The sequence below is a fragment of the Pelagirhabdus alkalitolerans genome (assembly GCF_900096905.1).
Lineage (GTDB): Bacteria > Bacillota > Bacilli > Bacillales > Amphibacillaceae > Pelagirhabdus > Pelagirhabdus alkalitolerans.
In genome coordinates this window covers 163,581-190,460 of sequence record NZ_FMYI01000004.1, presented here as the reverse complement: position 1 = coordinate 190,460, position 26,880 = coordinate 163,581, and the positions used below count along the sequence as shown (strand labels likewise).

Genomic DNA, 26,880 nt, shown 5'->3' with positions numbered 1-26,880 from the left:
ACGCAGTTAGTGAAGGAGTGATCCCAATCGACATTCTGGCAAAACACGAACCTAATCGATTGTTGAAAGAACAAGTTATAAAGTGGAGGCGTCATTTTCATCAGTATCCAGAACTGAGTTTTCACGAAGAACAAACAAGTGCTTACATTGTAAATGTTTTGGAATCGTTTGGTGTCTATACGATCGAAACAGGAATTGCTAAACATGGCGTGATCGCAACATTGAAAGGAGGAGCGGGTCCAGTTATTGGTATTCGTGCCGATATGGATGCATTGCCAATTGTTGAACAGAATGATGTCCCCCATACTTCTGAAAATAAAGGCGTTATGCATGCATGTGGGCACGACGCGCACATGGCGATCGTGTTAGGCGTGGCCGCTGTAGTAGCTGACTATTATCAAAAAGGACAGATAAACGGAAGCATCAAATTTATATTCCAACCAGCAGAGGAGGATACAGACGACTGGGGGAAAACAGGTGCCCCGTACTTTATTGAGTCTGGTGTGACAGAGGCATTAGATTCGATCCTTGCTTTGCATATGTGTCCCTGGCTTGAAACAGGTGCTATTCAAGTAAACAAAGGAGTGAGCATGGCAAATATCGATAATTTTCAATTAACTATTTTAGGCAAAGGAGGGCATGGAGGCTATCCGCATGAAAGTAAAGACCCTATTTGGATGTTAAGTTTTGTACTGCAAGGTCTATATGGACTGATTAGTCGTAAACTTAACCCATTAGAGGTTGGAACCATTAGCATAGGAAAAGTAAATGCAGGAGAAACGCCCAATGTTATTCCAAGTGAAGTAACCGTTATAGGTACTATAAGGTCCTATTCAAAAACCACTCGTCAGCAACTGATTCAGGAAATAGAGCAAGTTGCCCAAATGACCCATTCGCTAGGTGGTGATTATCGACTAGAGATTGAAGCTGGTGAGCCTGCACTGGATAATGATCCGGCTATCATTGAACAAATCAAGACGGTGGCGAAGGATTATGATCCAGACATGAATGTGGTTGAGGCCCCATATGGAATGGGAGGGGAAGACTTTGGTCATTTTACACAACAAATTCCTGGAGCTATGTTCTTCTTAGGATGTGCAAACAAAGATGAACCGATTAAACCCCTTCATTCCAATAACTTCACAATTGATGAAGCATCTCTTCAGATTGGAGTTGATTTATTAGTAGGCACCGTATTGGACTTGTTAAAACCAGAAGAGCTTTCGTCATACTAAAATACGCTCACCTAAAAGGGGGCGTATTTTTTATGTCTATTGTTAAAAATAAAACTTGCATTAATCTAATGGTTTCTTATACTAGACTTACTGAAATAGAAATAAAGGTAAAGGTATGTGAGAAAGTCTATGATTAAACGTTTAACAGAGATTGATATAACTCAAGTAGAATCACTTTTAAATCATCAACCGATTGAAAATCTATTCATTCTCGGGTGTCTTGAGGCAAGTCGTTATCAGCAGAAACCTCTAACTGGATGGGGTGATTTTGATCAAAACGGTGAGTTGCATGCAGTTTTATGGCAATCCAACACACGCTTTATTCCTTTTGCGGTGGAAGATTTTGATGCGAAGGGGGTTGCACACATTATTAATACTGACTCTAACAGTTCAATGCTTTTTGGATTGAGATCAATTGTTACAAAAATTGCACCATTTCTTAATCAATTAACGAATAGAAGTGACGATCTCTATTTTGCAATCTCTTCTGAGCATCAACGTCCAATAATCAATAAGGAAGATCATGTATGTAAACTAACACCATCAGACCTCAACTTGTTAGAAAGATTACTTGATCAGATTCCAGAATTCCAAAGATCAACAGCACGTATAGATAAAAAGAGAGAAGATCTTAAAACGGGCATATCGAGAGGCTATTATTTGAAAGAAAAGGGTCAAATGGTAACCACCGCTTCGACTACTTTGGAAAACGCTGATTCAGCCATGTTATCTGGTGTCGCGACACACCCTGATTTTACCGGACGAGGACTCGCATCAACATGCGTTTCTAAATTAACGGAAGATATTTTATTAGAAGGGAAATCACTCTATCTATTCTATGATAATTTGATTGCGGGAAAGCTTTACAAAAAATTAGGATTTCTCCATGTGGGTGATTGGGTGATGTACCAATCAATTAATTAAATAATATGAGAAATGAATCTTAGTCATTATCTTACGACTAAATAGAGGTCAAAAGGAGCAGGAGACAATGATTCGTAAACTAACAGAAGCAGATGATCGTTCAGTCCAGGCTTTGGTTAGACAAAAGCCAGCTGAGAATCTTTTTATTATCGGTGATATTGAAGCATTTGGTTATCAACAGAGTTTTCAAGAAGTATGGGGTGACTTTGACGATCACGACCAACTAAGAGCTGTCTTATTAAGGTATGAAGATAATTATATTCCGTTTAGTTTAACGCCTTTTGATGCAGAAGGGTTTGCAGATATAATTAACCAATCGAAAAAGAAATCGGTTTTATCAGGCTTAGAATCGGTCACAAACCAAGTTATTCCTTACCTTCATCATAAAAGCGAGAACCCGCGTCGTCTGTATTACGCTAAGTGTGCGACAGATTGCCAACTGCCTCCGATCGATCTAAATGATGTCAAACAACTTCAAGTTGATGATTTAGATAAGTGGGCGACTTTTATTAAAAGCGTTCCAGAATTTGAAGATTCAAAGGAATCCATTAACACAAAGACGAAACAAAGAGATCTTGAGCAAGGTGTCGGTAGAGGTTATTTCATTGAAATGGATGACAGGGTTGTTTCGACTGCATCAACTGTTGCTGAAAATAGTCATTCAGCCATGGTGGTTGCCGTAGCCACTGACCACCGATATATGGGCCAAGGACTAGCAACCAAATGTTTAACAAAGTTGATACAGGATCTGATTAATGAAGATAAGGAGCTTTGCTTATTTTATGATAACCCAAGTGCAGGTGACATTTATAAAAAGTTAGGCTTTGAAGATATAGAACGTTGGACGCTTTATCGATAAAGTGTGTGTCGTTTAACCCCCGTCAACTCTTGGCGGGGGTTTACTTTTAATGGGTTATAATACACTCAAACTAAACGTTGTCCTTTTAAACTCGTGAATAAACTGTAATTTGTCATTAAGTTTACTTAACAATCTAATCGAATTTATTTTCTTAAGAATATGATTTCGATATAATTGAAAAAAGAGTGCAAGGAGGCACAATATGGACGTCCATACTTATCAACGTTTCGATGCTGTTGGTTTAAGTGAACTAATTCAGAAAAAAGAAGTAAAGCCAGATGAACTATTGCATGCAAGTTTTAAACGTTTGGAAGAAGTCAATCCACGTTTAAATGCAGTAGTTAGAACACGTGAGGAGAAAGTGTACCAAGAAGCAACCTTAGCTCAGAATGAAGGACAACCTTTCTTTGGTGTGCCGATGTTACTAAAAGACATTTCACAAGCCTTAAAAGATGAGCCGCTAACGGCTGGATCTTCTTTACTTAAAGGAAATATTCAAAAACAGGATGCTCATTTTACGAAACGTCTCAAACAGGCAGGGTTCTTAATGATGGGTCAAACGAACACACCAGAATTTGGTCTAAAAAACATTACCGAGCCTGATCTTTACGGACCGACTAAAAACCCGTGGAATCCACACTATTCACCAGGTGGGTCAAGTGGTGGTGCAGCAGCTGCTGTTGCTTCTGGCATTGTTCCGGTTGCGGGAGCTAGTGATGGTGGTGGGTCAATCCGTATTCCTGCTAGTTTTACAGGTTTATTTGGATTAAAGCCAACAAGAGGACGCACGCCAGTCGGACCGGGTGTCGGTAGACAATGGCAAGGAGCTGCGATCGATTTTGTGTTAAGTCGATCTGTTCGGGATAGCGCTCATTTATTAGATGTTTTACAAACCGTACAGCCTGAAGCGGCTTTTCAAACCCCTTTATATAGCGGGCGATATGCTGATATTGTCAAAGGTGAATCGAAACAAACATATCGAATTGCATTTACAACCGCGTCCCCTGTTCGGACAGCTGTGAGTGATGATGCTAAACAAAGTGTTCATAAAGTCGTTAAATGGCTGGAAAAACAAGGTCATATCGTTGAAGAAAAAGAAGTGCCGTTAAACGGTATTGAGGTAATGAAAGACTATTACACAATGAATTGTGGTGAGATGAATCGAGTCGTTCGTCAAATGGAAGGAGCGTTAAGTCGTCCAATTTCATCTGATGACTTAGACATTTTCACATGGGTGTTACATGAAACAGGAAAACATGTAACAGCTAGTGAATATAGTGAGAGCCTTGCTGGTTGGGATAAGGCGAGTGAAGTCATGGCACAATTCCATGAAACATATGATTTTTATATTACACCAACAAATGCGTATTCAGCTCCTGCGATCGGTGAGTTAACACCAAATAAAATGGAAATGAAGTCACTACGTCATGTGGATCATCTGTCCATTAAAGACCAACGTCAATTGGTTTATGATATGTTTTTACCGAGTTTGACGTATACACCATTTACTCAGTTAGCGAATTTAACAGGACAACCAGCTATGAATGTGCCAACCTCTTTAACAGAAGAAGGGATGCCAATGGGCGTTCAGTTTATTGCCTCTAAAGGTCGTGAAGATCAATTGTTAGATATCGCATCCCAATTAGAAACATCGCATTTATGGCAACAGATTATTCATCCGTAACGAAGAAAGGGGGGCGTTACAGTGCGTGATTCGATTCTATCAAATGATTGGGCATATTATTTAAATGATGAATTTGAAAAAGAGTATTATCAACAGTTACGGCAATTTTTAATAAAAGAATATAATGAGCAGGTTGTTTTTCCAAATCAACACGATCTATTCAATGCGCTTCACTATACGCCCTATGAAAACGTGAAGGTCGTTATATTGGGGCAAGACCCTTATCATGGCGATGACCAAGCACATGGGCTTAGTTTCTCAGTTCAACCGCATGTAAAAGTACCACCTTCTTTAAAAAACATATACAAGGAATTAGCAAATGACATCGGTTGTGAGATACCTAATCATGGTCATTTAACTAAATGGGCTAAACAAGGCGTTCTACTGCTCAATGCAGTGTTGTCAGTAAGAAGGAACGCGGCCTATTCACATCGAAATAAAGGATGGGAACACTTTACGAATCGTGTGATTGATGTGCTCAATCAAAAAGAGGCGCCCGTTGTGTACGTATTATGGGGTGCAGCTGCTCAAAAGAAAAAAGCGTTGATCGATACAACGAAGCACTACATCATAGAATCGTCACATCCAAGTCCATTAGCGGCGCATCGTGGTTTTTTCGGGAGTCAACCTTTTTCAAAGACGAATGCTTATTTAGAAAAATCAGGAATAACGCCGATTGATTGGTGTATTCCTGATTATCAATCAGATGAAGAGGTTTAAACGGATAATGAAAGTGGAATAGTCATATAATAGATAATTCTTACAAAAAAGGAGCGATTCAAATGAAAGATATGTTTAAAAAAGGTGTCGCACTTGGTTTAGGTATTGCAGCAACAGGTGTTGAACAAGCTGATAAAGTCGTAGATGAGTTAGTTAAAAAAGGTGAAATGACGCGTGAGGAAGCAAAAGAATTCGTTCGCGATTATGCAAAAAAAGGTACTGAAACGCATAATGACATTTTAGGTGAATTTAATGTGGCAACGAAAGAAGATATTCGTCGTATCGAAGCGAGAATCGATGATATCGCAGCACGTATCAGTCAAGAATAAATAAAGATGAGTTTATAGAAGGGGGGAGTTTTGTGTGTTTGAAAGACGGATGAGGCATTTAAATCGTTATAAAGACATTATTATTGCCTTTTCCAGAAATGGTTTAGGGTTTCTATTAAAAGAGCTTGGGTTAAATGATTTACATGTTATTCCTAAGCGTCTATATAAACAACGAAACCCAGAAGCAGAGGAAAAAACATTAGGCGAGCGGATTCGTTTGATTTTAGAAGAACTGGGTCCGACGTTTATTAAATTTGGTCAGGTTGCGAGTACTCGACCTGACATTTTTCCTGATGAAATCATTTCTGAATTAGAAAAACTACAAAACCATGTTCCCCCTTTTCCATACGAGGAAGCAAAAGAAATTGTAGAAGCGGAACTAGGCGAGTCACTCGATCATGTGTTTAAATCTTTTGAAGAGGAGCCCTTAGCAGCAGCTTCAATTGGCCAAGTCCATTTAGCAACACTGCGCGAGACAAATGAGCGTGTTGCTGTTAAAGTTCAAAGGCCAAACATTGAAAACAAGATTGAAACAGATTTTGAAATTTTAAAAGAGTTAGCGACATTAGCAGAACTTAGAATGGAATGGGCTGTTCGATACCGGGCAAGAGACGTCGTTGAGGAATTCGCAAAGACCATTCGATTAGAACTCGATTACATTGTTGAAGCACGTAATATGACAAAGATGAATCAACAATTTGAAGACAATGATGATGTGTATATTCCTAAAATATATTCTGAATACACAACAAAAAAAGTATTGGTCATGGAATTCGTTAAAGGTGTTAAGCTTAAAGAAATAACAGAAGAACAAGTTGTTGGGTATGAGAAAAAGAAGATTGCAGAAACACTGGCTGAAATGACTTTTCAACAAGTTTTAATTGATGGCTTCTTCCATGCAGATCCACATCCAGGTAATATCTTAATTCAACCTCAAGAAAAGCTCGTTTTATTAGACTTTGGTATGGTTGGGCGATTAACTGAAGAAATGAAGCGACAATTCGGTACACTTCTAATTTCACTCATGCGGGAAAATACAGATAAGATGGTCGATGTTATGCTCGAAATGGGTGTAGCACCTGATGATATTGATAAAGAGTTAATGAAGACAGATGTGGATGTACTGATGGATCGTTATTACCGGGTGCCACTAAGTGATGTGAGTTTAGCTGATGCTGTTAGTGAACTCTTTCAAGTCGCTTATAAGCATAAAATTGAGTTATCAGCAGACTTTACATTACTCGGGAAAGCTTTATTAACATTAGAGGGCACGATTGAACAATTGGATCCTGACCTAAGTGTTGTTGAAATTGCAGAACCATACGGAAGACAATTGTTAAAAGATCGCTATAATCCTAAGAAAATGGCGGCGCGTACGTTTGATCAAGTCATTGAATTCGGGGAAATGTTTACATCACTACCGAAGCAATTAAAATCGCTCTCATCCATTATAAAAAAAGACAAATTGAGAATTGAAGTTCAGGTTCCTGATTTAAATTTATTACTTAAGAAGATGGATCGAATTAGTAATCAATTATCCTTTAGTATTGTCCTACTCGCCTTTAGTATTATTATGGTAGGGCTGATCATCGGTTCTGCTTTATCAGGAGAATCATCATTTATTTGGAATTTACCTGCAATTGAAATTGGCTTTTTCGTTGCGGTGTCTATGTTTATTTGGATGATACTCGCCATTTTAAAATCCGGAAGATTTTAGCGTGCTAGGTGACAGAACGGTATAATTTCGCTATACTAAAGATCAAGTACTGTGAGAGATCATAGTACTTTTTCTTATGTACATATTAAAAGGAGCGACTGTTGTGTCTGAACTTATACTTATTTTAAGAGAAATTATTGGTCCGGTTTTTGTTATGGTATTAATCGGATTTATTATGCAAATTAAATTTAAATTAGATTTATCTTCATTAGCTAAAATAAATATTTACTTTTTAGCGCCTGGCTTTATTTTTGATGCCTTATATCATACGGAACTAAGTCAGCAATTATTTAGTCAAGTGATTTTGTTCTTTCTTGTATTTGTTGGTGTGGTCTATATCGTGAGTCAAGTGAGCGGAAAACTGTTAGGGTTAGATAAAGACAAGCAGACGCTTTTTACAAATGGTGCGATGTTTTTTAATTCAGGGAATTACGGTATTCCTGTGAATGCCCTTGTTTTTCAAGGCGATCCCTATGCGATGTCTATTCAAGTCGTAGCGCTAACGTTTCAAGATATTTTCGTGTTTTCATATGGTATTTTTTCTTTAAGAGCAGCGAAGGCGGGTAGACTAAAAGCATTACTTGGTTATTTTAAGATGCCTGTTCTATACGGATTGTTAGCAGGGATTGGGTTTAATGTACTAAATATTGATTTACCTGATATCGTCCTCGTTCCGGCTGATTATGTGTCGAATGCGATGGTGGCAATGGCGCTTTTAACGTTAGGTGCACAAGTTTCAGTTATTAATTTTAAAAAAGCGATTTGGACTGTTTATGCTAATGTGCTGATTCGATTATTAGTCGGTCCATTGATTGCACTCGTCATTATATTTGTCATGGGGATTGATGGTGTGATGGCACAAGCCTTGCTGATTTCTTCTGCTATGCCAACAGCTGTTAATAGTGCAATTATTGCTCAAGAGTACAGTGATTACCCAGATTTTGCAGCTCAGCTTGTGTTGTTTTCAACGATATTCAGCTCGGTTACGGTCACAATGGTTATTTTCGCAGCAAGATTATTATTTTAACGAGAACGTATAGAAAGAGGATGAAAAAATGGTTCAATTAACAATTCAAGATAAGTATAGTCGTCAATATAAAGCAGGATTCCCTCATTTGTTTAAAGATGCACTCGTAGATGTTAGCCCTTTAACAAAAGAAGGGATGATCCTTGATTTAGTGAATCGTCAAGGACAATTTATTGCCCGTGGTTATTACGGTAAACAAAATAAGGGTTACGGCTGGGTATTGACTCAAAACAAAGAAGAAGCGATTGACCAAACTTTTTTCATCAAAAAAATTAGTGCGGCACTAGCTAAACGTAAATCACTTTTTGATGATCCATCCACCACAGCTTTTCGAGTATTTAACGGTGAAGGCGATGGCATTGGTGGACTAACGATTGATTATTATGCGGATTACTACTTGATCACGTGGTATAGCGAAGGGATTTATCAGTTCCAATCACTTGTTATAAATGCTCTGGAACAGTCAACATCAGTCAAAGGGATTTATGAGAAGAAACGTTTTAAACAAGGCGGCAAGTATATTGATGATGACGATTTTGTCTCTGGAGAGCGTGCTCAATTTCCGTTAATTATTCAAGAAAATGGTGCGAATTTTGCTGTCGACTTAAATGACGGACCGATGACAGGGATTTTCCTTGATCAACGCGATGTTAGACGAACGATACAAAATCATTATTCTAATGATAAAACGGTATTAAACACGTTCTCTTATACAGGAGTCTTTTCAGTTTATGCAACACTCGGGGGTGCTAGAAAGACGACAAGTGTTGATTTGGCTAATCGAAGTAAAGAAAAAACAATTGAACAGTTTGCCGTTAACGGTTTAGATCCAACTCAGCATGAGATTCGAGTCATGGATGTGTTTAATTATTTCGATTATGCGATTAAGCATGAGCTAGCTTATGATTTGGTCATACTAGATCCACCTAGCTTTGCCCGTTCTAAAAAACGGACGTTCAGTGTTCAAAAAGACTACGTTGGCTTGTTAAAATCAGCGATTCAAGTAACAGAAGATGATGGCGTTATTGTAGCGTCAACGAACTTTAGTGGCTTTGGCATGGATAAATTTAAAACGATGATCCATCAGGCGTTTAAAGAATCGAATGCCCGCTATCAAATTGTTGAAACGTTTCGATTGCCTGAAGATTTTCAATATCATAAGCAATTTAAAGAAGGTAATTATTTAAAAGTTGTCTTTATTAAAAAAATACGCTCATAGTGAAAAAACAGTCATGAACGCTTCTAGTTTGTGACTGTTTTTGTTATGAGGGGATTATTTTTGTAAAATGATGTCATAAATAAGATCGCTTTATATGATTTAATGATAAATCATAATGAGATAGGGCGCATTCTTTGGAGTGGCAATGAAAAATAGTTTTTTGCATCAAATAAAGGTTGTGGTATTGTCTAAAAAAGGAGCTGATGTCCATTGACTAAACAACAATCGATTTCGTTAAACGTTTTAGCAGATTATTTGTTCTCTCAATCAAGTCCAGAATGTGCAAACTGGCGAATAGCGTTCTTAGATGCATTAATTCAATTTATAATTGATGATCATGTGAAAGAAGTTGTGTATTATCGTCATCACTTACGCCAATCTATTCAATTAGAAGTTATGACTAAAATTAGAACCCAAAAAGATAAGCATTTAGATATAACCATTCATTTCAAAGAACAAGATCAGTATAACCAACAACGATCAAGTATGTATTCTTCACCGTTCTTCAATCATGTCGTAAATGAACCGTCCCCTTTTATTGAAAAAGAAACACTCATCTTTAATTTATTAAATTTCAACATTATTCAAGAATCTGAACACTTTCATAACACCTATCAAGTTGAGCCCAAAACCTCGCCTTATAAACAATCCGAATCCATCGATCTTCATTACATGGAGTTATTAAAATTACGACCACGTTCAAATCAATCCGAGCTAGAGAAATGGTTGTACTTTTTAAAATCTGTCTCTCGATTTGAACAATCTGAATACTTCAAGGATTGGCTTCGTCATGAGCCTTATTTTAATGATATTTATACATTTATTAAACAACATGTGGATAAAATGAGTGATGAAATATTAAGAAGGACTTCTCACACAAAAACTGATTACCTATTATTAAAGCAAGGTAAAGAATACGGAGAGAAAAAAGAAAGGGAACGGATTGCGATTAATATGATTCGACTAAACATTCCTTACGAAGATATGATGCATTACACCAATCTTACTCAAGATCAAATTGACAGTTTAGCTCTAAATTATTATAAATCAAATTGAGCGCACAAATACTAAAAATATAGGGTGCAAAAGCGGAATAATATGTTACGCTATAACTAATTTTGTAATAAGGTATGGTGTGATATATGCGGACAGAAAGAAAACAGTTCAACAGAGTGCTTAAACATTTATCAACAGTCCAACTCATTGTACTGTTTTATTTATCAGCAATTATATTGGCAACATTGATTATTAGTGTGCCTGTCTTCCATCAGACAGGAATAGAATTTCCGCTTATTGATCGGTTATTTACAGCCATTAGTGCGATTAGTGTTACGGGTTTAACGGTCGTCCCAACTGAATTAACCTTTAATACAGCTGGGTACTTTGCATTAGCATTTATTTTGCAATTTGGTGGTATTGGGATCATGACGTTAGGGACGACTATCTATATATTGTTAGGTAAGCGAATTGGTTTAAGAGGTCGTCAACTCATTTCAGTCGATCAAAACCGTTCCACTTTATCAGGATTAGTTCGCTTGATGTTAAAAATTTTACAAACAGTAATTATCATCGAAATGATCGGCATGGTTTTACTAAGTGTTCATTATCTTAATTATTTTGACACATGGCAAGAAGCATGGACACAGGGTTTCTTCGCAGCGGTTAGTGCGACGACAAATGCAGGTTTTGATATTACAGGACAATCGTTAATTCCTTTTGCTGGTGATTATTATGTTCAGACAGTTAATATGATTTTACTTGTTTTAGGGGCGATTGGATTCCCAGTGTTGATCGAGGTACAACACATTATTTTCGGCTTCCGTAAGAACAGAAGAGCCGAACAACGCTTTAGTACATTTGCTAAGTTAACAACAACAACATTCTTCTTACTCGCTCTGTTTGGTGCTGTCATGATTTTCTTATTAGAACGAAACCATTTCTTAGTAGATAGCAGTTGGCATGAATCTCTATTTTATAGCTTGTTTCAGTCGATTACGACCCGAAATGGTGGTCTAGCGACAATGGAAATGACACAGTTCACAGAGCCAACGTTAATTGTATTATCATTTTTAATGTTTATTGGGGCCTCACCAAGTAGTGTTGGTGGTGGGATACGAACCACCACTTTTGCGATTATGCTGCTTTCGATTTTCCATTATGCGAAAGGACACCAATCCATTAAAGTGTTTAAACGTGAAATAGACCGTGAAGATATTACGCGTTCATATATTGTATCGGTAACTGCGTTTATGTTGTGTTTAGCAGCGATTTTAGCCTTGTCGATTACAGAGCCATTCTCACATATTGAAATTATGTTTGAAGTCTTCTCTGCCTTTGGAACAACCGGTTTAAGTTTAGGGATCACAGAAGATCTATCCAATATTGGTAAACTAATCATTATGGTGATGATGTTTGTTGGACGGATTGGTATCTTCTCATTCCTGTTTATAATACGTGGTAAGCCGAACAAGGATCTATATAAATATCCAAAAGCCAAAATGATTATAGGGTAACAGAGATTTAAGACAAAAATAAATAAGTGTATATAATAGCCTAACAACCATGGAAGATGCTTCTATTGGTGTTAGGCTATTCGCTTTTATAATTTAAATAAATTTTTAATTTTGTCGACTACTGTAGAGGTTGATTCTGTTTGTTCTGTAGTTAAATTGACAGGTTCATTAATATCATCAAGGTTCTTTTCTGGTGATGTGTCAGAAACTGTTGATTGTTCGGAGGTTTGTGTTTGACTTTCAGTACGTGTGTCTACATCGTTTTTCGGTTTTCTGTTTTTAAGTTGTTTTATAAGATGTTTTCTCCGTTCATAGAGGTAAGGTGAGAAATTTATATTTTTCTTTTCGTTCTTTATAGGAAGTAAAGTCACACTTTTATAAGATTTAAGATCTTGAAAGGTAAAGGGATTGGGTGCAGGATGGTCTTCAATTTTATGTTCATCAGATTCTACTTCTGGTGTTTTTGATATGTTTGGATCTTCTTTAGTTGAAAGTATTTTAGACATATTATATTCCACCTCCTCTGAATGAGAAATAAGTTTAAGCTGAGACAACATACTAACAAGGCTTTGGCAATCTTCTGTATGTTTAATAAGCGCAGTGTTTAATAAATTGGTTTTGTCTGTCATTTGATTTAATATTTTTTCTTTTTCTTCAAGTCGCTTTTTTATACTATTTATTTTATTGCGATGATAATTTAATTGTTCAACTAGTTGTTTATTTTCTTCAATTTGATGCCTTAAATTATTAGAGACAGAATGGTACTGATACTTCAGTAATTGATAGGCATGAATGAGCTGTCTTTTTGTCATAGAATTGGTTAAGGGTTGATCGTTCTTTGTTGGCATCAGCCGATCGTTTGTTGAACTCACCACCATCATTCACCTCAATATTTATATAGATTTAATATATGACTGTTTTCAATTTAGGTGTTTCTTTCTAGGATGTGACTAAGTACAATCGCCTTTTTAATTTAAATTGATTGAAATAGGGTAGTCGCATAGAACAAAAAATGATTATGAACATACTTTGATAATGAATTATAAATAATGAGTAAAGGAGTAGAGTATACCTTGGCACGTTCACTGAATAATAATAAAGAATTACTTTGTTTTAATGCGGAAAAAGTTTACGATTGGGTTGTTCTACAAGAAACAGTTAATCAAAATGTATCAGCAGAAGATATAGGAGCTCTTACGATTGATCCTTGTGGTCCGACTGTTAGTGATTTATCAACACGATGTTATCTCATCGATCCTCTTACCGGTAATCCACTACCTCAAAATGCAGAAATAGAAGTCACTGAAACAGCAGAGAGACAAGATCGCGATTTTTTAATTGATGGTCAAGAAGTTGAATTACAACGTGTTAGCTTTGAGAAGACATTATCATTAGTTGTTGAGTTCACAGGTTTTGACGGTGTCACACCATTCTTGGAGTTATCAGATCCTATTGAAATTGAGATACCAGAATCTGTATACCTGTGTGCGCCAGAAGGTACGCGGCTTGTTGTTCGGATTTCAGAAGTCACGTGTAGTGCGACAGTAAACTGTGACAATACAGAATTAGAAAGTGTTGATCTTACTTTAAATGTATGCCAAAGTGTTCAAGCAGTTGCAGATGTAACGTTAGAATTAGAAGCCAGTTTTTGTGAACCACGTGATTTATTAGCTATAGACGAATGCCAAACACCTATTGTTCCTCAACAATGTCCGACTGTTTTTCCTGGTAATGCTAAACCATGTCCGACTAAAAAATAAGTGGTTAGAATGAGCTGTTTTCATAAGATTGAAAGCAGCTCGTTTTTGTGTGAAATTGAAACCATTGTGTATTAATTGAGTCCATTAGAAGAATAAGGTAAAATTAATTTCAGACAAAAAGAATATTTTGCTCTTAAGTATTAAAAAGTAAGGTGAGTTTATGATAAAGCGTTTATCGCAGTGGAGGCACAATTTCAAGTCAGTCGGATTTGTACATGTTAATCCAATCATATGGGTTATAGCAGTTGTTGCACTATTTATGGTGTCTCCTGATATTTCTCAATTTGTTCATGAAGAAGGGATGCCGAGTGCACCAGAAGGTTATCCCTCAGAGGCTGTTGATGATATTATTGAGCGAGATGATGGATTTACGGGTCATGAAATTATTGTGGTGTATCAAAATGAAAATGAGTCAAGCTTTACTGATGATGAAAAAGACCAAATCGAAGAACGTGCGGAGTCGATTCGGTATGAATCTGATCTGAATTTATATGATGTGATGTCACCGTTTGATGGTGAAGAAGCGGAAGATCGATTATTAAGCGAGGATGAGGACGTACTAGTTGTTGTTTTACAATCGAATATTGAATCGAATGAATATGCAGATGTGCGTGGTCTGATTGATGATGAAATGGCCGTTGATGGGATGAATCACTATCAGACGGGTGAAATTGCTATTAATGAAGACGTTCTTGTGACGACAGAAGAAGGATTAGATCGTTCAACGATTATAACTGTTATCCTCGTATTTGTTGTACTTGCTATCATCTTTAAATCTCCTGTTGCTCCTTTTATCCCTCTATTAATGCTTGGAACGGTTTATGTGATATCTGTTTCATTGGTGTCTGTTCTAATTGATCGATTCGGTTTTCCAGTTTCACAATTTACCGAAGTGTTTATATTAATTGTCGTCTTTGGTGTTGGGACAGATTACTGTATTCTAGTGATGCAACGTTTTCAAGAGGAAGCAATTCATGAACCGAATCAGCGCCTTGCGATGAAGAGCACGATGAAAGGTGCTAGAAATTCAGTATTATATAGTGCCATGACCGGTTTTATAGGTTTTGCGGCAATTGGCCTTGCTAATTTTGATTTGTATCGATCAGCTGTTGGTGTCACGTTTAGTGTTATTTTTGTCATTTTAGCGATTTGGATGTTGTTCCCATTTATATTCCAAGTACTAGGGAATCGGATTTTTTGGCCTTCACAGCAAAAGGTAAAAGAACCGAATAATTGGCTTTGGGGTAAACTAGGGTACTTTGCTCTTTATAAAACAAAGTATGCGATTATCCTTATTCTCATTGCGACAATTCCTTTAGCATTGATGTATGATCAATCTCGCTCATTTGATAATTTGGATGAAATTGATCCATCATTTGATTCCGTACAAGGGTATGACTTAGTTGATGAGGCATTTGGAGAAGGTGACTTATTCTTCACGACACTCGTGATCGAGAGTAATGAAGGATCTTGGTATGACGTACAAGCCATTCCTTATTTAGAGTTGTTAAGTTTAAATTTAGAAAAAATCGATAATGTGGATGAAGTGCGAACGATCTCAAGGCCAGAAGGAGAGGTTCTAGAAGAAGCGACTGTCTCTTATCTAGCTGAAGAATTGAGAGACGGATTAGAAGAAGTATCAGGTGGTCTTTCAGAGTTAGAGGAAGGTCAGCTCGAATTATTAACCGAGTTGGAAAACCAAGAACCGACACTGGAAGAGGCTGAAGAAGGCATTTATGAACTATTAAATGGTGTCGAAGAGTCGCGTGATGGGGTAAATGAGATCGATCAAAATTTAATGGAATTAGCTGAAGGTTTGGAAGAAGGTGAATCTGGATTAGAAGAGTTAATCACAGGGCAAAATGAAATGCTGGATGAACTTGAGGCATTTAGTGAGGTGCCAGGTGAGCTTGAAGAACGATTACAAACGTTCTTTGATGAGTCAGATGGTTACGTTGAAGACTTATCACGACTGATTGATGGGTTAGAACAATTAAATGACGTTGTTTCAACTTTTAATGAACAATCTGTTATCGGTGATGAGTTGTTGAATGATCTAAATGAGGGATCGGAACAATTTTTAGACGTGTTAATATTGATTCAAGAATTGTCAGATGAGTCAGAGGAGATTGACGAAGCATTTGATGAATTCATCGAATCACTGGAATCCGTTGATGTATTATTAGCGACATTCCAAGCGGAATTGGATGAGCTTAATGAAGATGAAGTATTAGAGCTCCTTGAGTCAATCTTAGGCTTTCCAATTGACGAAGTAACAGATGAAGATTTTGAACTCATTGAAGAATTAGATCAAGTGTTGAGTGAGTCACGTGAACAATTGGCTGAAGCCATTGAAATGAGTGAGGATATTCAAGGTACCATGGATGATGCGTTTGAGTCACTGGATGAGGAACTGCCCGGTTTAATCGAATCAATAGAGATGGTCGATGACGTAATTGAGACGCTTGAATCGCTTGAACAACAATTTGATGCAGACGAAATTGATCAGGAATTATCAGAAGCGATCGAAGAGTTAGAAGCATTTGAAGAAGTCTTACAAGAGATTACTGAACGAGAAAATGAACTATTTGACGTGTTTGAACAAATAGATATGGCTATTAATGAATTACAGTCTGGTATCAGAGAGATGCAAGCAGGTACAGAAGAAATTATGGAAGGCCTAAGTGAAGCAGTTGAAGGTATTTATGAGCTAAGCGAAGCTCTTAGTGAGTTAGATGACGGTCTAGGCGAAATTGAGCAAGGGCTGTCCGATTTTGCAGGTGAATTCGATCAAGTCGAAACGATGTTAGAACTATTGATTACCAGTGTAGATGAAATGAGGGATGGCACGCTTGAAATTGATGATGGTTTAGATGAAGCCATTGAAACGTTAGATGACATCATTGAAAAATCTGGTCATCCATTAGGCGGATTAATCTTCATGCGTGACCTCATAGAATCAGAGGAGTTTGAACAAGTATGGGAACAGTATACAACGCCTAGTGAAATGCGTGTGGCGTTTGTTGAAATAGGGTTAACAGTTAACCCATATAGTGATGAAGCATTTGATACGCTTGATGAGATTGAAGAGATGACCTACTTTTCACTACAAGACACGTTTTTAGAAGATACGGATCTGGCATTTGAAGGGATTACGAGTAATAATCGTGACTTGCGTGATGTATCAGACTCTGATTTTATCTTTACAGCAGCTGTCATGCTAGTTGGTATTTTCATTGCCTTAACGATTTTATTTAAATCATTAATTATGCCGATTTATGTCATTGGTTCTCTTATCATTACGTATATATGTGCGATGTCGATTACTGAGTTAATTTTTGTCAATTGGTTAGATTACGATGGGCTTATGTGGGCGACGCCATTCTTCGCATTTGTTTTACTAATGGCTTTAGGCGTTGATTATTCGATTTTCTTATTAGGTCGATTAAGTGATGATCTAACAGGGGATGAAACGTCGTTTGATGAGTTGATTTTAACAACGATGCAAAAAGTAGGAAGCACTGTGTTATCTGCAGGAGTTATTCTAGGCGGGACATTTGCATCCTTATATCCATCAGGTGTATTAACGTTAATGCAAGTCAGTACGATTGTGATTGCGGGAATCATATTCTACACATTGATTATGCTACCGCTTTTTGTACCGATTATGTTCAAATGGATTGGCTCTTATAATTGGTGGCCTTTTAAACGATGATATGATAAACGAAAAGAAGTCACCTGTGCATTTAATAGCGCAGGTGACTTCTTTTCGTAACTATGATTTGATTCGTTCAATCGTTTCTTTTAATGAATCGACCATTTGTTCGAGTTTGGCAGATCCTTTTGAACTTTGATCAATCGTTTCAGTAAGTGTGTCCATTGAAGCGGAAACCTCTTCTGAGCTTGCTGCGTTTTCTTCTGCAATAGCAGCAAGGGATTGAATGACACTAAGGAGCTCTTCTTTTTTCTCAGTCATCTTCGTTCCAGAGACTTGGATTTGTTCAATGCGCTCACGAATACGCTCAATCGTATCACTAATTTGATTAAATCGTGAACCTGTTTCTTTTATTTGATCGGATTGTGTGTCGATGGTTTCTGTTAATTGATTCATCGATTGATAAGACTCCGTTGATCGTTGATCGAGTTCATTAATATCGCCATCAATTTGTTCTGAGAATGTTTTAGCATTTTCAGCGAGTTTACGAATTTCATCAGCCACAACTGCGAACCCTTTTCCTGATTCTCCAGCACGAGCTGCTTCAATCGAAGCATTAAGCGCAAGCAAATTCGTCTGTTCGGCAATGTTATTAATTTCTTCACTTGCTTTTTTGATTTTATCAGTACTTGAAACGGTCTCGGATAAATTCGATGTCATATCATTCATCGCATGAACAGTCTCTTCGTTTTGTTGAACTAATTGATCGAATGTTTCATGAGACTCCGTTGTCAGTTCAGATATTGTTTTGATGTGTGCAGATAAGTTTTGAATTTTTCCTTGATCTTCTTCGATAATCGCACCTAATGATTCCATTTGATGAGAGCCATTTTCTGTATCATTGGCTTGATCAGTTGCCCCGCGAGCAATTTCATCTAGTGCGTTTGTCACTTCGTTAGACGCTTCATTCGCACGTGTCGTGATATTATTAAATGTCGCGGCATTTTCTGAAATATTATCGACAGTTGATTCAAACAATCGAATAATCTCATCGTAATCTTGTTTAATCGCACGAATAACTTGTGCGGATTCTTTACCGGCTTGACCTTTTTTGTTTAAGCTATGGAGCACATTATCCATATCAATGTCATCTTTTGCGCCATCAAAGTTAATTAAACTGCGTTCTATTTCCTTTGCTGAACGAAGTTTGATATCGATACCCGTTACACCAATAATTTTCCCGTCTTGTTTTATAGGGGTAGCGATTGTTGTCATTAATGTCTCTTCGCCATTTACTGTGTAAGTAAAAGGATCAATTACGGTTAGTTGATTATCAGCTTTAGGTATTGTGTAAAAGTCTTCTTGATCAATATTCGGCAAGTTTTCAACTGACATTCCGTTTTTTGTCCGAACTGCATAAGCAATCATACGCCCTGTTTGATCGTAATGTGCTTGGTTTTTAAAAGATGCATCGTTTTGATCAAAGGCATTCGGCTCATAAGCTACCCATGTCCCTAAAAAACTACTATTTTCTTGTAATGTTTGCTTAATGATCTGAATTAAGTCTTCTCGTGATGTGAGTTGATTGCTCTCGATAGTTTCATCCATATGATAAGTGGATTGAATAGCCTGGTCGATTATACCGTAATCACTTAGTATAATTTTCTTAACACCTGAAACTAAATGATTGTGTATCTTCTTGAATCGGTATTGACCAAATAATGTAATAAGAATTAATAAGAATGCAACAACGCTGATCATAAATGATTGGCTAACGGATTCAATAAAAATCGTACTTCCAAATATAAGAAGTCCTACAATTCCACTCGTATTATACCAATCTATTTTCTTAAGTATCATAATATGTCCTCCTCAAAATTTCACTGACTGTCATGTAATACCCCCTAACAGATTCATATCAAACCTCTATTTATGATTTTTCGACAAAAATTTTAAAAAAAGAATGACCTGAGATCAATCCGAGGTCATTCTAATCTAGTACATGTGAATTTTTCTTATCCTTTTAGAGCTTTAATGGCTTCTTGAACGGTTAAGAATGTATTAAGGTTTTTCAAATGATCGCCAATATCCATTGTTTTAATAGCTAACTCAGGACGAATGCCTGTTAAGACGAGTTGTGTACCAATTAAATTCGTTAAGTCGTGCAACTTAATTAACGAGGCAGCAACATAAGTATCCACTTCAAATAACCCGGATAAATCAAGAATTAAATAGTCGTCTTTTGACCGCGACAAGTATGTAGAGATCGATTGAGTTAATTGCTCTAAGCGTGTTTGGGTTATAGATCCAATTAAAGGCAACACAGAGATTTGATCATTGATCGGTACAATTGGTGTTGATAGTTGCTCCATTTCATCGAGTGCATTTTTTAATAGACGTTCTTTTTCCTTTAAATCTGTTACGTCTTTTTGGACACCGATAAAGTATAATTTATCTTGGTTATTCTCTTCGATCCACATAGGATCAATCGTCAGTTCGTTCCAAAAACCATGACCTTGCTTTGTGTAGTTATAAACTTGAACTGTGATTGAAGTTTGATTATCAACGGCATCACGAATGGCTTTAATGACAGATGGGTCTGTATGTTCACCTTGTAAGAACCGGCAATTTTGTCCGATGATTTCCTCAGATTGATAGCCAGTCATTTTTTCAAATCCATGATTAACATAAATGATCGGATGATCATCAAGGTCAGGGTCAGTTATAATTAAGCCAACGTTTGTATGGTTTAGGGCATGCTTAAATAAATGTAAATTTTGATCGTTTAACACGTTATTCACTCCTTATGGATAAAATTATGTCATGATCTATGAAATAAATCAATCGTTTACATTATTTTTCCTTATTTTGCATGAAGTTGAGATGAATAGTTGATTATAGTTTAATTTTATCTTCAAAAATTATAGTATAGTAGAGAGAAGACATGATGATATGTATTAATTACTGAGAGGAAGTATAGATGATGACGGAATCAAATCAAAAAATTCAACAAGTATTAGAAAATATAGAACGTGTCATTATTGGTAAAGATGATGTTGTTAATTTAAGTTTAACGGCTTTATTGGCTAGAGGGCATGTATTACTTGAAGATGTTCCTGGTGTTGGTAAAACGATGCTCGTCCGAACACTATCTAAATCTTTAGGTTGTGAGTTTAACCGGATCCAGTTCACACCAGACTTACTACCTTCCGATGTTACGGGGGTTTCGATCTATCATCCTCAAAAACAAACATTTGAATATCGTAAAGGACCGATTGTTGGCGATATTATTTTAGCAGATGAAATTAATCGAACGTCACCAAAAACACAATCAGCATTGCTTGAAGCGATGGAAGAATCAAAAGTAACAGTCGATGGTGAGACGGTGACGATTGATCAACCTTTTCTAGTGATGGCAACACAAAACCCAGTGGAATATGAAGGAACCTATCCGTTACCCGAAGCTCAACTTGATCGTTTTATGATTAAATTAAAAATGGGTTATCCGACAGAAGATGAAGAGTTAATGATGTTAGGTGTCACCAAATCAACACATCCGATTGAAACTTTAGCATCTGTTATGAACCGTGATGACGTGAAAATGATGCAAAAAGAAGTGGATACGGTTCATATTGAAGAATCTGTACAGCAATACATTGTAAAACTCGTGCGAAAAACGCGAGAAGATAAACGTGTTCGCCTAGGGGTTAGCCCACGTGGTGCGATTAGTTTGATGCGGGCAGCAAAAGCTTATGCATATATAAAGGGACGCGACTATGTGTTACCAGATGATGTGATCTACTTAGCAAATTTTGTTCTCAGTCACCGACTGATGTTAGGGCACGAAGCGAAATATCAATCTGTCCAACCTGAGGCTATTATTCAATCAGCGATTGAATCCATCGATGTCCCGACTCGGAAAGGGTTGTAATCATGTTTCGCTTTTTCTGTACATTTGCTAAATTAAGTCAGATCGTCTTTTTGTTTGCGTTATTGTATAGTTACGCGATGTTTCAAGGTGGTTTTGTCAGCTGGTTTTTATTTTACGCTGCATTACCATTTCTTCTTTATTATGTCGTATTTATTTTTTATCCGATAAATGATTGGAAGGTTAAGCGAATAATACCAGACGGAGCAATTGAAGCAGGGGACTTCGTAACGATTCGACTTTCGATCAAGCGACGATTTCCTCTCTTAGTCCCTTATCTTTTTGTGCGTGATGCGCTACCAAAATCAATCAATGCAAAATATTTAGCCCATGATTACGCCCAAATGTTGACCAATCCCGAACAAATGACGCAAGTAAAAGATATTAAGGAAGTAAGACACCCTTTATTTAAACGTCATTTATCGATTGATTATCAGATTAAATATGTTCCAAGAGGTGTGCATTCATTTCATGCTGTTACACTAACAGTAAGTGATGCTTTTGGCTTCATATCGAAATCAAAGGTTATTAACCTAGATGAATCGATGGTTGTTGCACCAAAATCAGGACCTGTTGTCGTAAAGGAACGTGATCAAAATGAAAAAGAAGGCGATGAACTAATTACTTTAAAACCATCCAGTCAATCACAGATTGTATCAGGCGTGCGCGAGTATGTACCGGGTGATCGTATTGCATCTATCAACTGGAAACAAACAGCTAAGCGAGAAACGTTAATGACAAAAGAATTTGAGCAAGAACAAAGCATTGATGGAATTGTGGCTCTTTTACCCATGACTTCGTCTAAAACATTAGAGCTCAATATTGCTTTTATTAAAGGGATGAAAGAACGTTTTTACGAAAAACAAGTGAATGCATCTTTTTATCTCATGTCATATCCGTTACAAACATTTCAATCCATTGACGGACATCAAAGTGGTTCATTTACTGAAGCTCTCATTCATTTGAAGTCGATTAACACTGATCAATTACAGGAATCGTTTCAAAAAGTACAGGCCGATTGGAAAGATGCACGTTTCATTATTATGTTGACTGATTATTTAACAAAAGAGCTGCTCCAATTTGTTGAAAGAATGCTATTCAAACAAATTAAAATGACTGTTTACTGGATGAAATCAACTGATCATCAGACTGAGGGAGAAAAAGAAATTGCCAGAAAGCTACAAGCATTCGGCGTTCGCATTCTGTCCATTAATGAAACGATGATCACAAAGCCTAATTGGGAGGTGAGTATTTAATGACTCACCATCGTACAGATCGAACAGCTGTCAATTTTGTGAGATTAAGCGTCTATATACTAGGTTTTTTACTTGCACTTGAGTGGTTAAGACCGATTCATTTATTAGTCGATTATACGTACTTTGAATGGTTTATTGTATATGCTGTGCTATGTTTTTTAATTAGCTTTTTAAGATTAAACATGGTTTGGTCTTTTTTAATCAAAGCATCGAGCTTAATCCTTATTTTAAACCACATATTTCTACCAGAGTCTCTTTTTTCTGAATCATCCCGGCAATTTATTAGTGATGAATGGTCGATTAACTTCCAAGCATTAATGGATAGACAGTGGCATGATTTAACAGCGTTTTTTCAAACGTTGTTGCTTTTCTTACTAATCGCATTACTGAGTTATCTCCTTTATTTTTGGTTGATTACGATGAAGAGGGTTTTTGTCTTTGTTGCATTGACGATTGTTTTTGTTGCGATTATGGATACGTTCACTGCATATGAGGCAAATGATGCGATTATAAGACTCGTCATTTTAAGTCTTTTAACCCTGACGTTTAACACATACGTTAAAAATCGTGACAGGCATCAATTAATTATTAATTTTTCAAGTTGGTTTGAACGATTGCTCTTTCCACTTAGCATCATTACAGCTTTCGTTTTATTCTTTAGTTATCAAGCGCCAAAACAAGAACCGGTTTGGCGTGATCCTGTTCCATTTATAACGAGTACAGCTGAGCAATTCACAAATGGTGACCAAGGACGTGTTGGGTACGGTGAAGATAGCTCTCAACTTGGTGGTGGCTTTTCAGATGATGACACGGTCATCTTTGAAACGGAAACAACGTCGAATCATTATTGGCGAATTGAAACTAAAGATACGTATACAGGTGCAGGTTGGGAACAATCAATTGATTTAAACTTTCAACCGCTAACTTCAGGTGACTTAGATCACAACACTTCTTCTGTTGAACGTAGTTGGCAAGAGGCTTCTGTTTTCTATCAAGACACGATCGATTTTGACCGCGTTGTTTATCCGTATGGACTATATGATCTTTCATTTGAAGAAGACAGTGAATTTGTCTATGATCCCTATGCACATATTGTGGAACAAGAAAATGAGGAGCAAGCATTAACTGATGGTCAATTAGATATGAATGTTCGTTCAGTTGATTTAACGGAAGATCTTCTTCAATCAGCAAGTCGTGACGGCATGGAACAAGTAGATGACCGCTATTTACAGCTCCCGGAGGACCTACCTGAGCGAGTTATTGATCTAGCATATGAAATTGTAGAAGATGAAACGACGCCGTATGATGAGGCAATGGCAATTGAGCGTTACTTTGAACAAGAAGACTTCGTCTATCAAACAGAAGATATTCCTATACCTGAAGATGATGAAGATTATGTCGATCAGTTCTTGTTTGAGACACGAGCTGGGTATTGTGATAATTATTCAACGTCAATGGTTGTCATGCTTAGAGCACTAGGTATACCAGCACGTTGGGCACAAGGATTTACAAGTGGTGACGTCATAGAATCTGTTGATGAAGATGTCGACCGATATGAAGTTAGAAATAACAATGCTCACTCTTGGGTTGAAGCCTATTTACCAGGTGTTGGCTGGGTGCCATTTGAACCGACGATTGGATTTAGTGGGGAAGACATGGAACATGAACTTAGTGATGATCCACTAGATGATTTTGATGATACACCAGAAGAAGATGAGTCTGAATTAGAAGAAGACGAAGAAGCAGATGAAGATGAGCAAGAGACAGATGAAGATGAGACAGATGAAGAGCTAGACGAGCTAGAAGAAGATGAAACAGATCCATTAACAGAAGCAGATACAGATGATGGATTTGGTTATTGGCCGTATGTATTTATCCTACTAACTGTGTTGATATTAGCGCTTTTCTTTAAATGGAAGTGGCTCTTACGACAGTATTTTATTTGGCGTTACTTACCACTTGAACATGTCGATGATTTTGATAAGGCTTATCAACAGTTGCTTAAATTATTGAATCAGATGGGGTATAAACGTTTGACTGGTCAAACCCTTCACTCCTATGCAAAAGATTTAGATGAGCGATTAAACGCTCGAGATATGACAGCCCTGACGGAAAATTACGGTCGCTTGCTCTATCGAGCGGAGACAACGCTTGAAAACCCAGAACAATTACAGAAACATTATCAAGCGATGATTGATGCAATCTTATCTTGACCGCGTCATATCGCCCTGTTAGAATTAAGTACAATATAAACATGCACCTCTGTATATCCTCGATAATACGGTTCGAGAGTATCTACCGGGAATCCTTAAAATTCCTGACTATGGAGGCAGATAATTGTGATCAATTTTTCTGCCTCTGTCTTTTTTTAAAGGCAGAGGTTTTTTAAATGAGAAATAAACGCGCATTTGAAGGAGATGACAAGCGAGTGGAAAATGAAATGATTTTAGTATTAGATTATGGGAGCCAATATAATCAATTGATCACACGACGTATTCGTGAGTTCGGTGTGTATAGTGAACTTCACTCACATCGTTTAACAATTGATGAAATTAAAGAAATGAATCCAAAAGGGATTATACTATCTGGTGGACCTCACAGTGTCTATGACGACAATAGCTTTAAGATAAACCCAGAAATATTTGATCTAGATATCCCCGTTTTAGGGATTTGTTATGGGATGCAGTTGATTACGCATCATTTTGGTGGAACGGTTGAACGGTCAAATGAACGTGAATATGGAAAGGCTGATATTGATATAAAAGAAGGAGCGGATCTTTTCACTTCAACGCCTCATAACCAGACGGTGTGGATGAGTCATAGTGATAAAGTTGTATCAGCTCCAGCTGATTTTAATATCGAGGCAACGAATCCATCAACGCCAATTGCTGCGATGCATCATAAAGAAAAACCAATTTACGGGGTTCAGTTTCACCCAGAAGTACGCAACACGATTTATGGCAATGATATTCTAAAGAACTTTGTCTTTGGCGTGAGCGGCTGTGAAGGTGATTGGACAATGGCCAATTTCGTTGAACAAGAAATAGAGACCATTCGCGAACAAGTAGGAGACAAAAAAGTACTATGTGCCTTAAGTGGCGGTGTTGACTCATCTGTTGTGGCTGCACTAATTCATAAAGCAATTGGGGATCAATTGACATGTATTTTTGTTGATCATGGCTTATTACGTAAAGATGAAGGCGACATGGTCATGGAAACATTCCGTGATGGCTTTGATATGAACATCATTCGCATTGATGCGAAGCAGCGCTTCTTAGACAAGCTAAAAGGCGTGTCTGATCCAGAAGAAAAACGTAAAATTATTGGGAATGAATTTATATACGTGTTTGACGATGAAGCAGATCGTCTAAAAGAAATGGATTTCCTAGCTCAAGGAACACTGTACACAGACATCGTCGAATCAGGTACAGAAACGGCACAAACGATTAAATCACACCATAATGTTGGTGGCCTACCGGAAGACATGCAATTTGAATTAATCGAGCCACTGAGCACTTTATTCAAAGATGAAGTAAGAGAGCTTGGTTTGGAATTAGGTGTACCAGAAGGTGTTGTTTGGCGCCAACCATTCCCCGGACCAGGATTAGGAATCCGCGTGTTAGGTGAGATTTCTGAAGAAAAATTAGAAATCGTACGTGAATCAGATGCTATTTTGCGAGATGAAATTAAATTAGCAGGACTCGACCGAGATATCTGGCAATACTTCACCGTCCTACCAGACATTCGAAGTGTCGGCGTCATGGGCGATGCGAGAACGTATGATTATACCATTGGTATCCGTGCTGTTACATCCATTGATGGTATGACTTCCGATTGGGCGAGAATCCCGTGGGATGTACTTGAGAAGATTTCAACACGTATGGTCAATGAAGTGGATCAAATTAACCGCGTCGTGTATGACGTAACGAGCAAGCCACCAGCAACGATTGAGTGGGAATAGTTTAGAAGAACGATTCATTGTCAAATGAATTTGGTGAGGGATATGAGTCAATTTATTTTATAAGAATCTAAACACGTTTTGTGGGAGTTGTAA

20 protein-coding genes and 1 riboswitch are annotated in these 26,880 nt (G+C 37.3%); of the genes, 17 read left to right on the top strand and 3 right to left on the bottom strand.

Going from position 1 to position 26,880, the window contains the following annotated elements; genetic code table 11:
• Positions 1 to 17 precede the first annotated feature (17 nt).
• The 11 genes from BLR62_RS07050 (at position 18) to BLR62_RS07000 (ending at position 12,227) form a co-directional block, all read left to right on the top strand.
• Complete coding sequence (locus BLR62_RS07050) at positions 18 to 1,235, top strand: M20 metallopeptidase family protein (RefSeq protein WP_245719424.1); 1,218 nt, start codon at positions 18 to 20, stop codon at positions 1,233 to 1,235.
• A gap of 129 nt (positions 1,236 to 1,364) precedes the next feature.
• Positions 1,365 to 2,159, top strand: coding sequence for a GNAT family N-acetyltransferase (locus tag BLR62_RS07045; protein ID WP_090795200.1), 795 nt, complete (start codon positions 1,365 to 1,367; stop codon positions 2,157 to 2,159).
• Between the two features lie 67 nt (positions 2,160 to 2,226).
• The gene (locus tag BLR62_RS07040) at positions 2,227 to 3,018 is read left to right on the top strand and encodes a GNAT family N-acetyltransferase (RefSeq protein ID WP_090795196.1); all 792 of its coding nucleotides are present in this window, start codon (positions 2,227 to 2,229) and stop codon (positions 3,016 to 3,018) included.
• Positions 3,019 to 3,220: 202 nt separating this feature from the next.
• Entirely contained in the window at positions 3,221 to 4,702 is a 1,482-nt protein-coding gene (locus tag BLR62_RS07035; RefSeq protein WP_090795193.1) for an amidase, read from the top strand.
• Between the two features lie 21 nt (positions 4,703 to 4,723).
• Positions 4,724 to 5,422: a uracil-DNA glycosylase gene (locus BLR62_RS07030; protein ID WP_090795191.1), complete on the top strand. Its 699-nt coding sequence runs from the start codon at positions 4,724 to 4,726 to the stop codon at positions 5,420 to 5,422.
• Positions 5,423 to 5,484: 62 nt separating this feature from the next.
• The gene (locus tag BLR62_RS07025) at positions 5,485 to 5,751 is read left to right on the top strand and encodes a phasin family protein (protein ID WP_090795188.1); all 267 of its coding nucleotides are present in this window, start codon (positions 5,485 to 5,487) and stop codon (positions 5,749 to 5,751) included.
• 34 nt (positions 5,752 to 5,785) lie between these two features.
• Entirely contained in the window at positions 5,786 to 7,468 is a 1,683-nt protein-coding gene (locus BLR62_RS07020) for an ABC1 kinase family protein (RefSeq protein WP_090795186.1), read from the top strand.
• Between the two features lie 103 nt (positions 7,469 to 7,571).
• Complete coding sequence (locus BLR62_RS07015; RefSeq protein WP_090795184.1) at positions 7,572 to 8,495, top strand: AEC family transporter; 924 nt, start codon at positions 7,572 to 7,574, stop codon at positions 8,493 to 8,495.
• Between the two features lie 28 nt (positions 8,496 to 8,523).
• The gene (locus BLR62_RS07010; protein ID WP_090795181.1) at positions 8,524 to 9,714 is read left to right on the top strand and encodes a class I SAM-dependent rRNA methyltransferase; all 1,191 of its coding nucleotides are present in this window, start codon (positions 8,524 to 8,526) and stop codon (positions 9,712 to 9,714) included.
• A 210-nt stretch (positions 9,715 to 9,924) separates the two neighbouring features.
• A complete protein-coding gene (locus tag BLR62_RS07005) occupies positions 9,925 to 10,770 on the top strand; it encodes a PD-(D/E)XK nuclease family transposase (RefSeq protein ID WP_090795178.1) in 846 nt (281 codons plus the stop codon).
• 86 nt (positions 10,771 to 10,856) lie between these two features.
• A complete protein-coding gene (locus tag BLR62_RS07000; RefSeq protein WP_090795176.1) occupies positions 10,857 to 12,227 on the top strand; it encodes a TrkH family potassium uptake protein in 1,371 nt (456 codons plus the stop codon).
• Positions 12,228 to 12,313: 86 nt separating this feature from the next.
• Here the strand turns inward: BLR62_RS07000 and BLR62_RS06995 are convergent, their stop codons facing one another.
• Positions 12,314 to 13,075, bottom strand: a complete 762-nt coding sequence (locus tag BLR62_RS06995; protein WP_218119765.1) for a hypothetical protein — start codon at positions 13,073 to 13,075, stop codon at positions 12,314 to 12,316.
• A gap of 225 nt (positions 13,076 to 13,300) precedes the next feature.
• Between BLR62_RS06995 and BLR62_RS06990 the strand changes: the two genes are divergently transcribed.
• Positions 13,301 to 13,987 (top strand): BMQ_0737 family morphogenetic spore coat protein, encoded by a 687-nt coding sequence (locus BLR62_RS06990; protein ID WP_090795171.1) that lies wholly within the window; start codon positions 13,301 to 13,303, stop codon positions 13,985 to 13,987.
• Positions 13,988 to 14,147: 160 nt separating this feature from the next.
• Positions 14,148 to 17,702, top strand: a complete 3,555-nt coding sequence (locus BLR62_RS06985; protein ID WP_090795168.1) for an MMPL family transporter — start codon at positions 14,148 to 14,150, stop codon at positions 17,700 to 17,702.
• Between the two features lie 60 nt (positions 17,703 to 17,762).
• Here BLR62_RS06985 and BLR62_RS06980 read toward each other — a convergent pair whose 3' ends face one another.
• Together BLR62_RS06980 and ytvA are read right to left on the bottom strand one after the other, a co-directional pair.
• Complete coding sequence (locus BLR62_RS06980) at positions 17,763 to 19,502, bottom strand: methyl-accepting chemotaxis protein (RefSeq protein ID WP_090795166.1); 1,740 nt, start codon at positions 19,500 to 19,502, stop codon at positions 17,763 to 17,765.
• A gap of 155 nt (positions 19,503 to 19,657) precedes the next feature.
• Complete coding sequence (gene ytvA / locus BLR62_RS06975) at positions 19,658 to 20,434, bottom strand: YtvA family blue-light photoreceptor (protein ID WP_090795164.1); 777 nt, start codon at positions 20,432 to 20,434, stop codon at positions 19,658 to 19,660.
• Between the two features lie 191 nt (positions 20,435 to 20,625).
• Here ytvA and BLR62_RS06970 point away from each other — a divergent pair, with 191 nt between their 5' ends.
• The 4 genes from BLR62_RS06970 to guaA all read left to right on the top strand — a co-directional run bounded on the left by BLR62_RS06970 (position 20,626) and on the right by guaA (position 26,787).
• Positions 20,626 to 21,573, top strand: coding sequence for an AAA family ATPase (locus BLR62_RS06970; protein ID WP_425438867.1), 948 nt, complete (start codon positions 20,626 to 20,628; stop codon positions 21,571 to 21,573).
• Positions 21,574 to 21,575: 2 nt separating this feature from the next.
• A complete protein-coding gene (locus tag BLR62_RS06965) occupies positions 21,576 to 22,826 on the top strand; it encodes a DUF58 domain-containing protein (protein ID WP_090795159.1) in 1,251 nt (416 codons plus the stop codon).
• The gene (locus BLR62_RS06960; protein ID WP_090795156.1) at positions 22,826 to 25,039 is read left to right on the top strand and encodes a DUF4129 domain-containing transglutaminase family protein; all 2,214 of its coding nucleotides are present in this window, start codon (positions 22,826 to 22,828) and stop codon (positions 25,037 to 25,039) included. The genes BLR62_RS06965 and BLR62_RS06960 overlap by 1 nt, the downstream gene beginning before the upstream one ends.
• Positions 25,040 to 25,068: 29 nt before the next feature.
• Positions 25,069 to 25,170: riboswitch (purine riboswitch) on the top strand.
• Positions 25,171 to 25,215: 45 nt separating this feature from the next.
• Complete coding sequence (gene guaA, locus BLR62_RS06955) at positions 25,216 to 26,787, top strand: glutamine-hydrolyzing GMP synthase (protein WP_090795155.1); 1,572 nt, start codon at positions 25,216 to 25,218, stop codon at positions 26,785 to 26,787.
• Positions 26,788 to 26,880 lie beyond the last annotated feature (93 nt).

Excerpts from the sequence above, each read along its gene's own strand:
- BLR62_RS07045 (WP_090795200.1), top strand. The coding sequence starts at position 1,365 with ATGATTAAACGTTTAACAGAGATTGATATAACTCAAGTAGAATCACTT.
- BLR62_RS07035 (WP_090795193.1), top strand. The coding sequence starts at position 3,221 with ATGGACGTCCATACTTATCAACGTTTCGATGCTGTTGGTTTAAGTGAA.
- BLR62_RS06985 (WP_090795168.1), top strand. The coding sequence starts at position 14,148 with ATGATAAAGCGTTTATCGCAGTGGAGGCACAATTTCAAGTCAGTCGGA.
- BLR62_RS07000 (WP_090795176.1), top strand. The coding sequence starts at position 10,857 with ATGCGGACAGAAAGAAAACAGTTCAACAGAGTGCTTAAACATTTATCA.
- BLR62_RS06970 (WP_425438867.1), top strand. The coding sequence starts at position 20,626 with ATGACGGAATCAAATCAAAAAATTCAACAAGTATTAGAAAATATAGAA.
- BLR62_RS06960 (WP_090795156.1), top strand. The coding sequence starts at position 22,826 with ATGACTCACCATCGTACAGATCGAACAGCTGTCAATTTTGTGAGATTA.
- BLR62_RS07025 (WP_090795188.1), top strand. The coding sequence starts at position 5,485 with ATGAAAGATATGTTTAAAAAAGGTGTCGCACTTGGTTTAGGTATTGCA.
- BLR62_RS06965 (WP_090795159.1), top strand. The coding sequence starts at position 21,576 with ATGTTTCGCTTTTTCTGTACATTTGCTAAATTAAGTCAGATCGTCTTT.
- BLR62_RS06995 (WP_218119765.1), bottom strand. The coding sequence starts at position 13,075 with ATGCCAACAAAGAACGATCAACCCTTAACCAATTCTATGACAAAAAGA.
- BLR62_RS07010 (WP_090795181.1), top strand. The coding sequence starts at position 8,524 with ATGGTTCAATTAACAATTCAAGATAAGTATAGTCGTCAATATAAAGCA.
- BLR62_RS07040 (WP_090795196.1), top strand. The coding sequence starts at position 2,227 with ATGATTCGTAAACTAACAGAAGCAGATGATCGTTCAGTCCAGGCTTTG.
- BLR62_RS06980 (WP_090795166.1), bottom strand. The coding sequence starts at position 19,502 with ATGATACTTAAGAAAATAGATTGGTATAATACGAGTGGAATTGTAGGA.
- guaA (WP_090795155.1), top strand. The coding sequence starts at position 25,216 with ATGAGAAATAAACGCGCATTTGAAGGAGATGACAAGCGAGTGGAAAAT.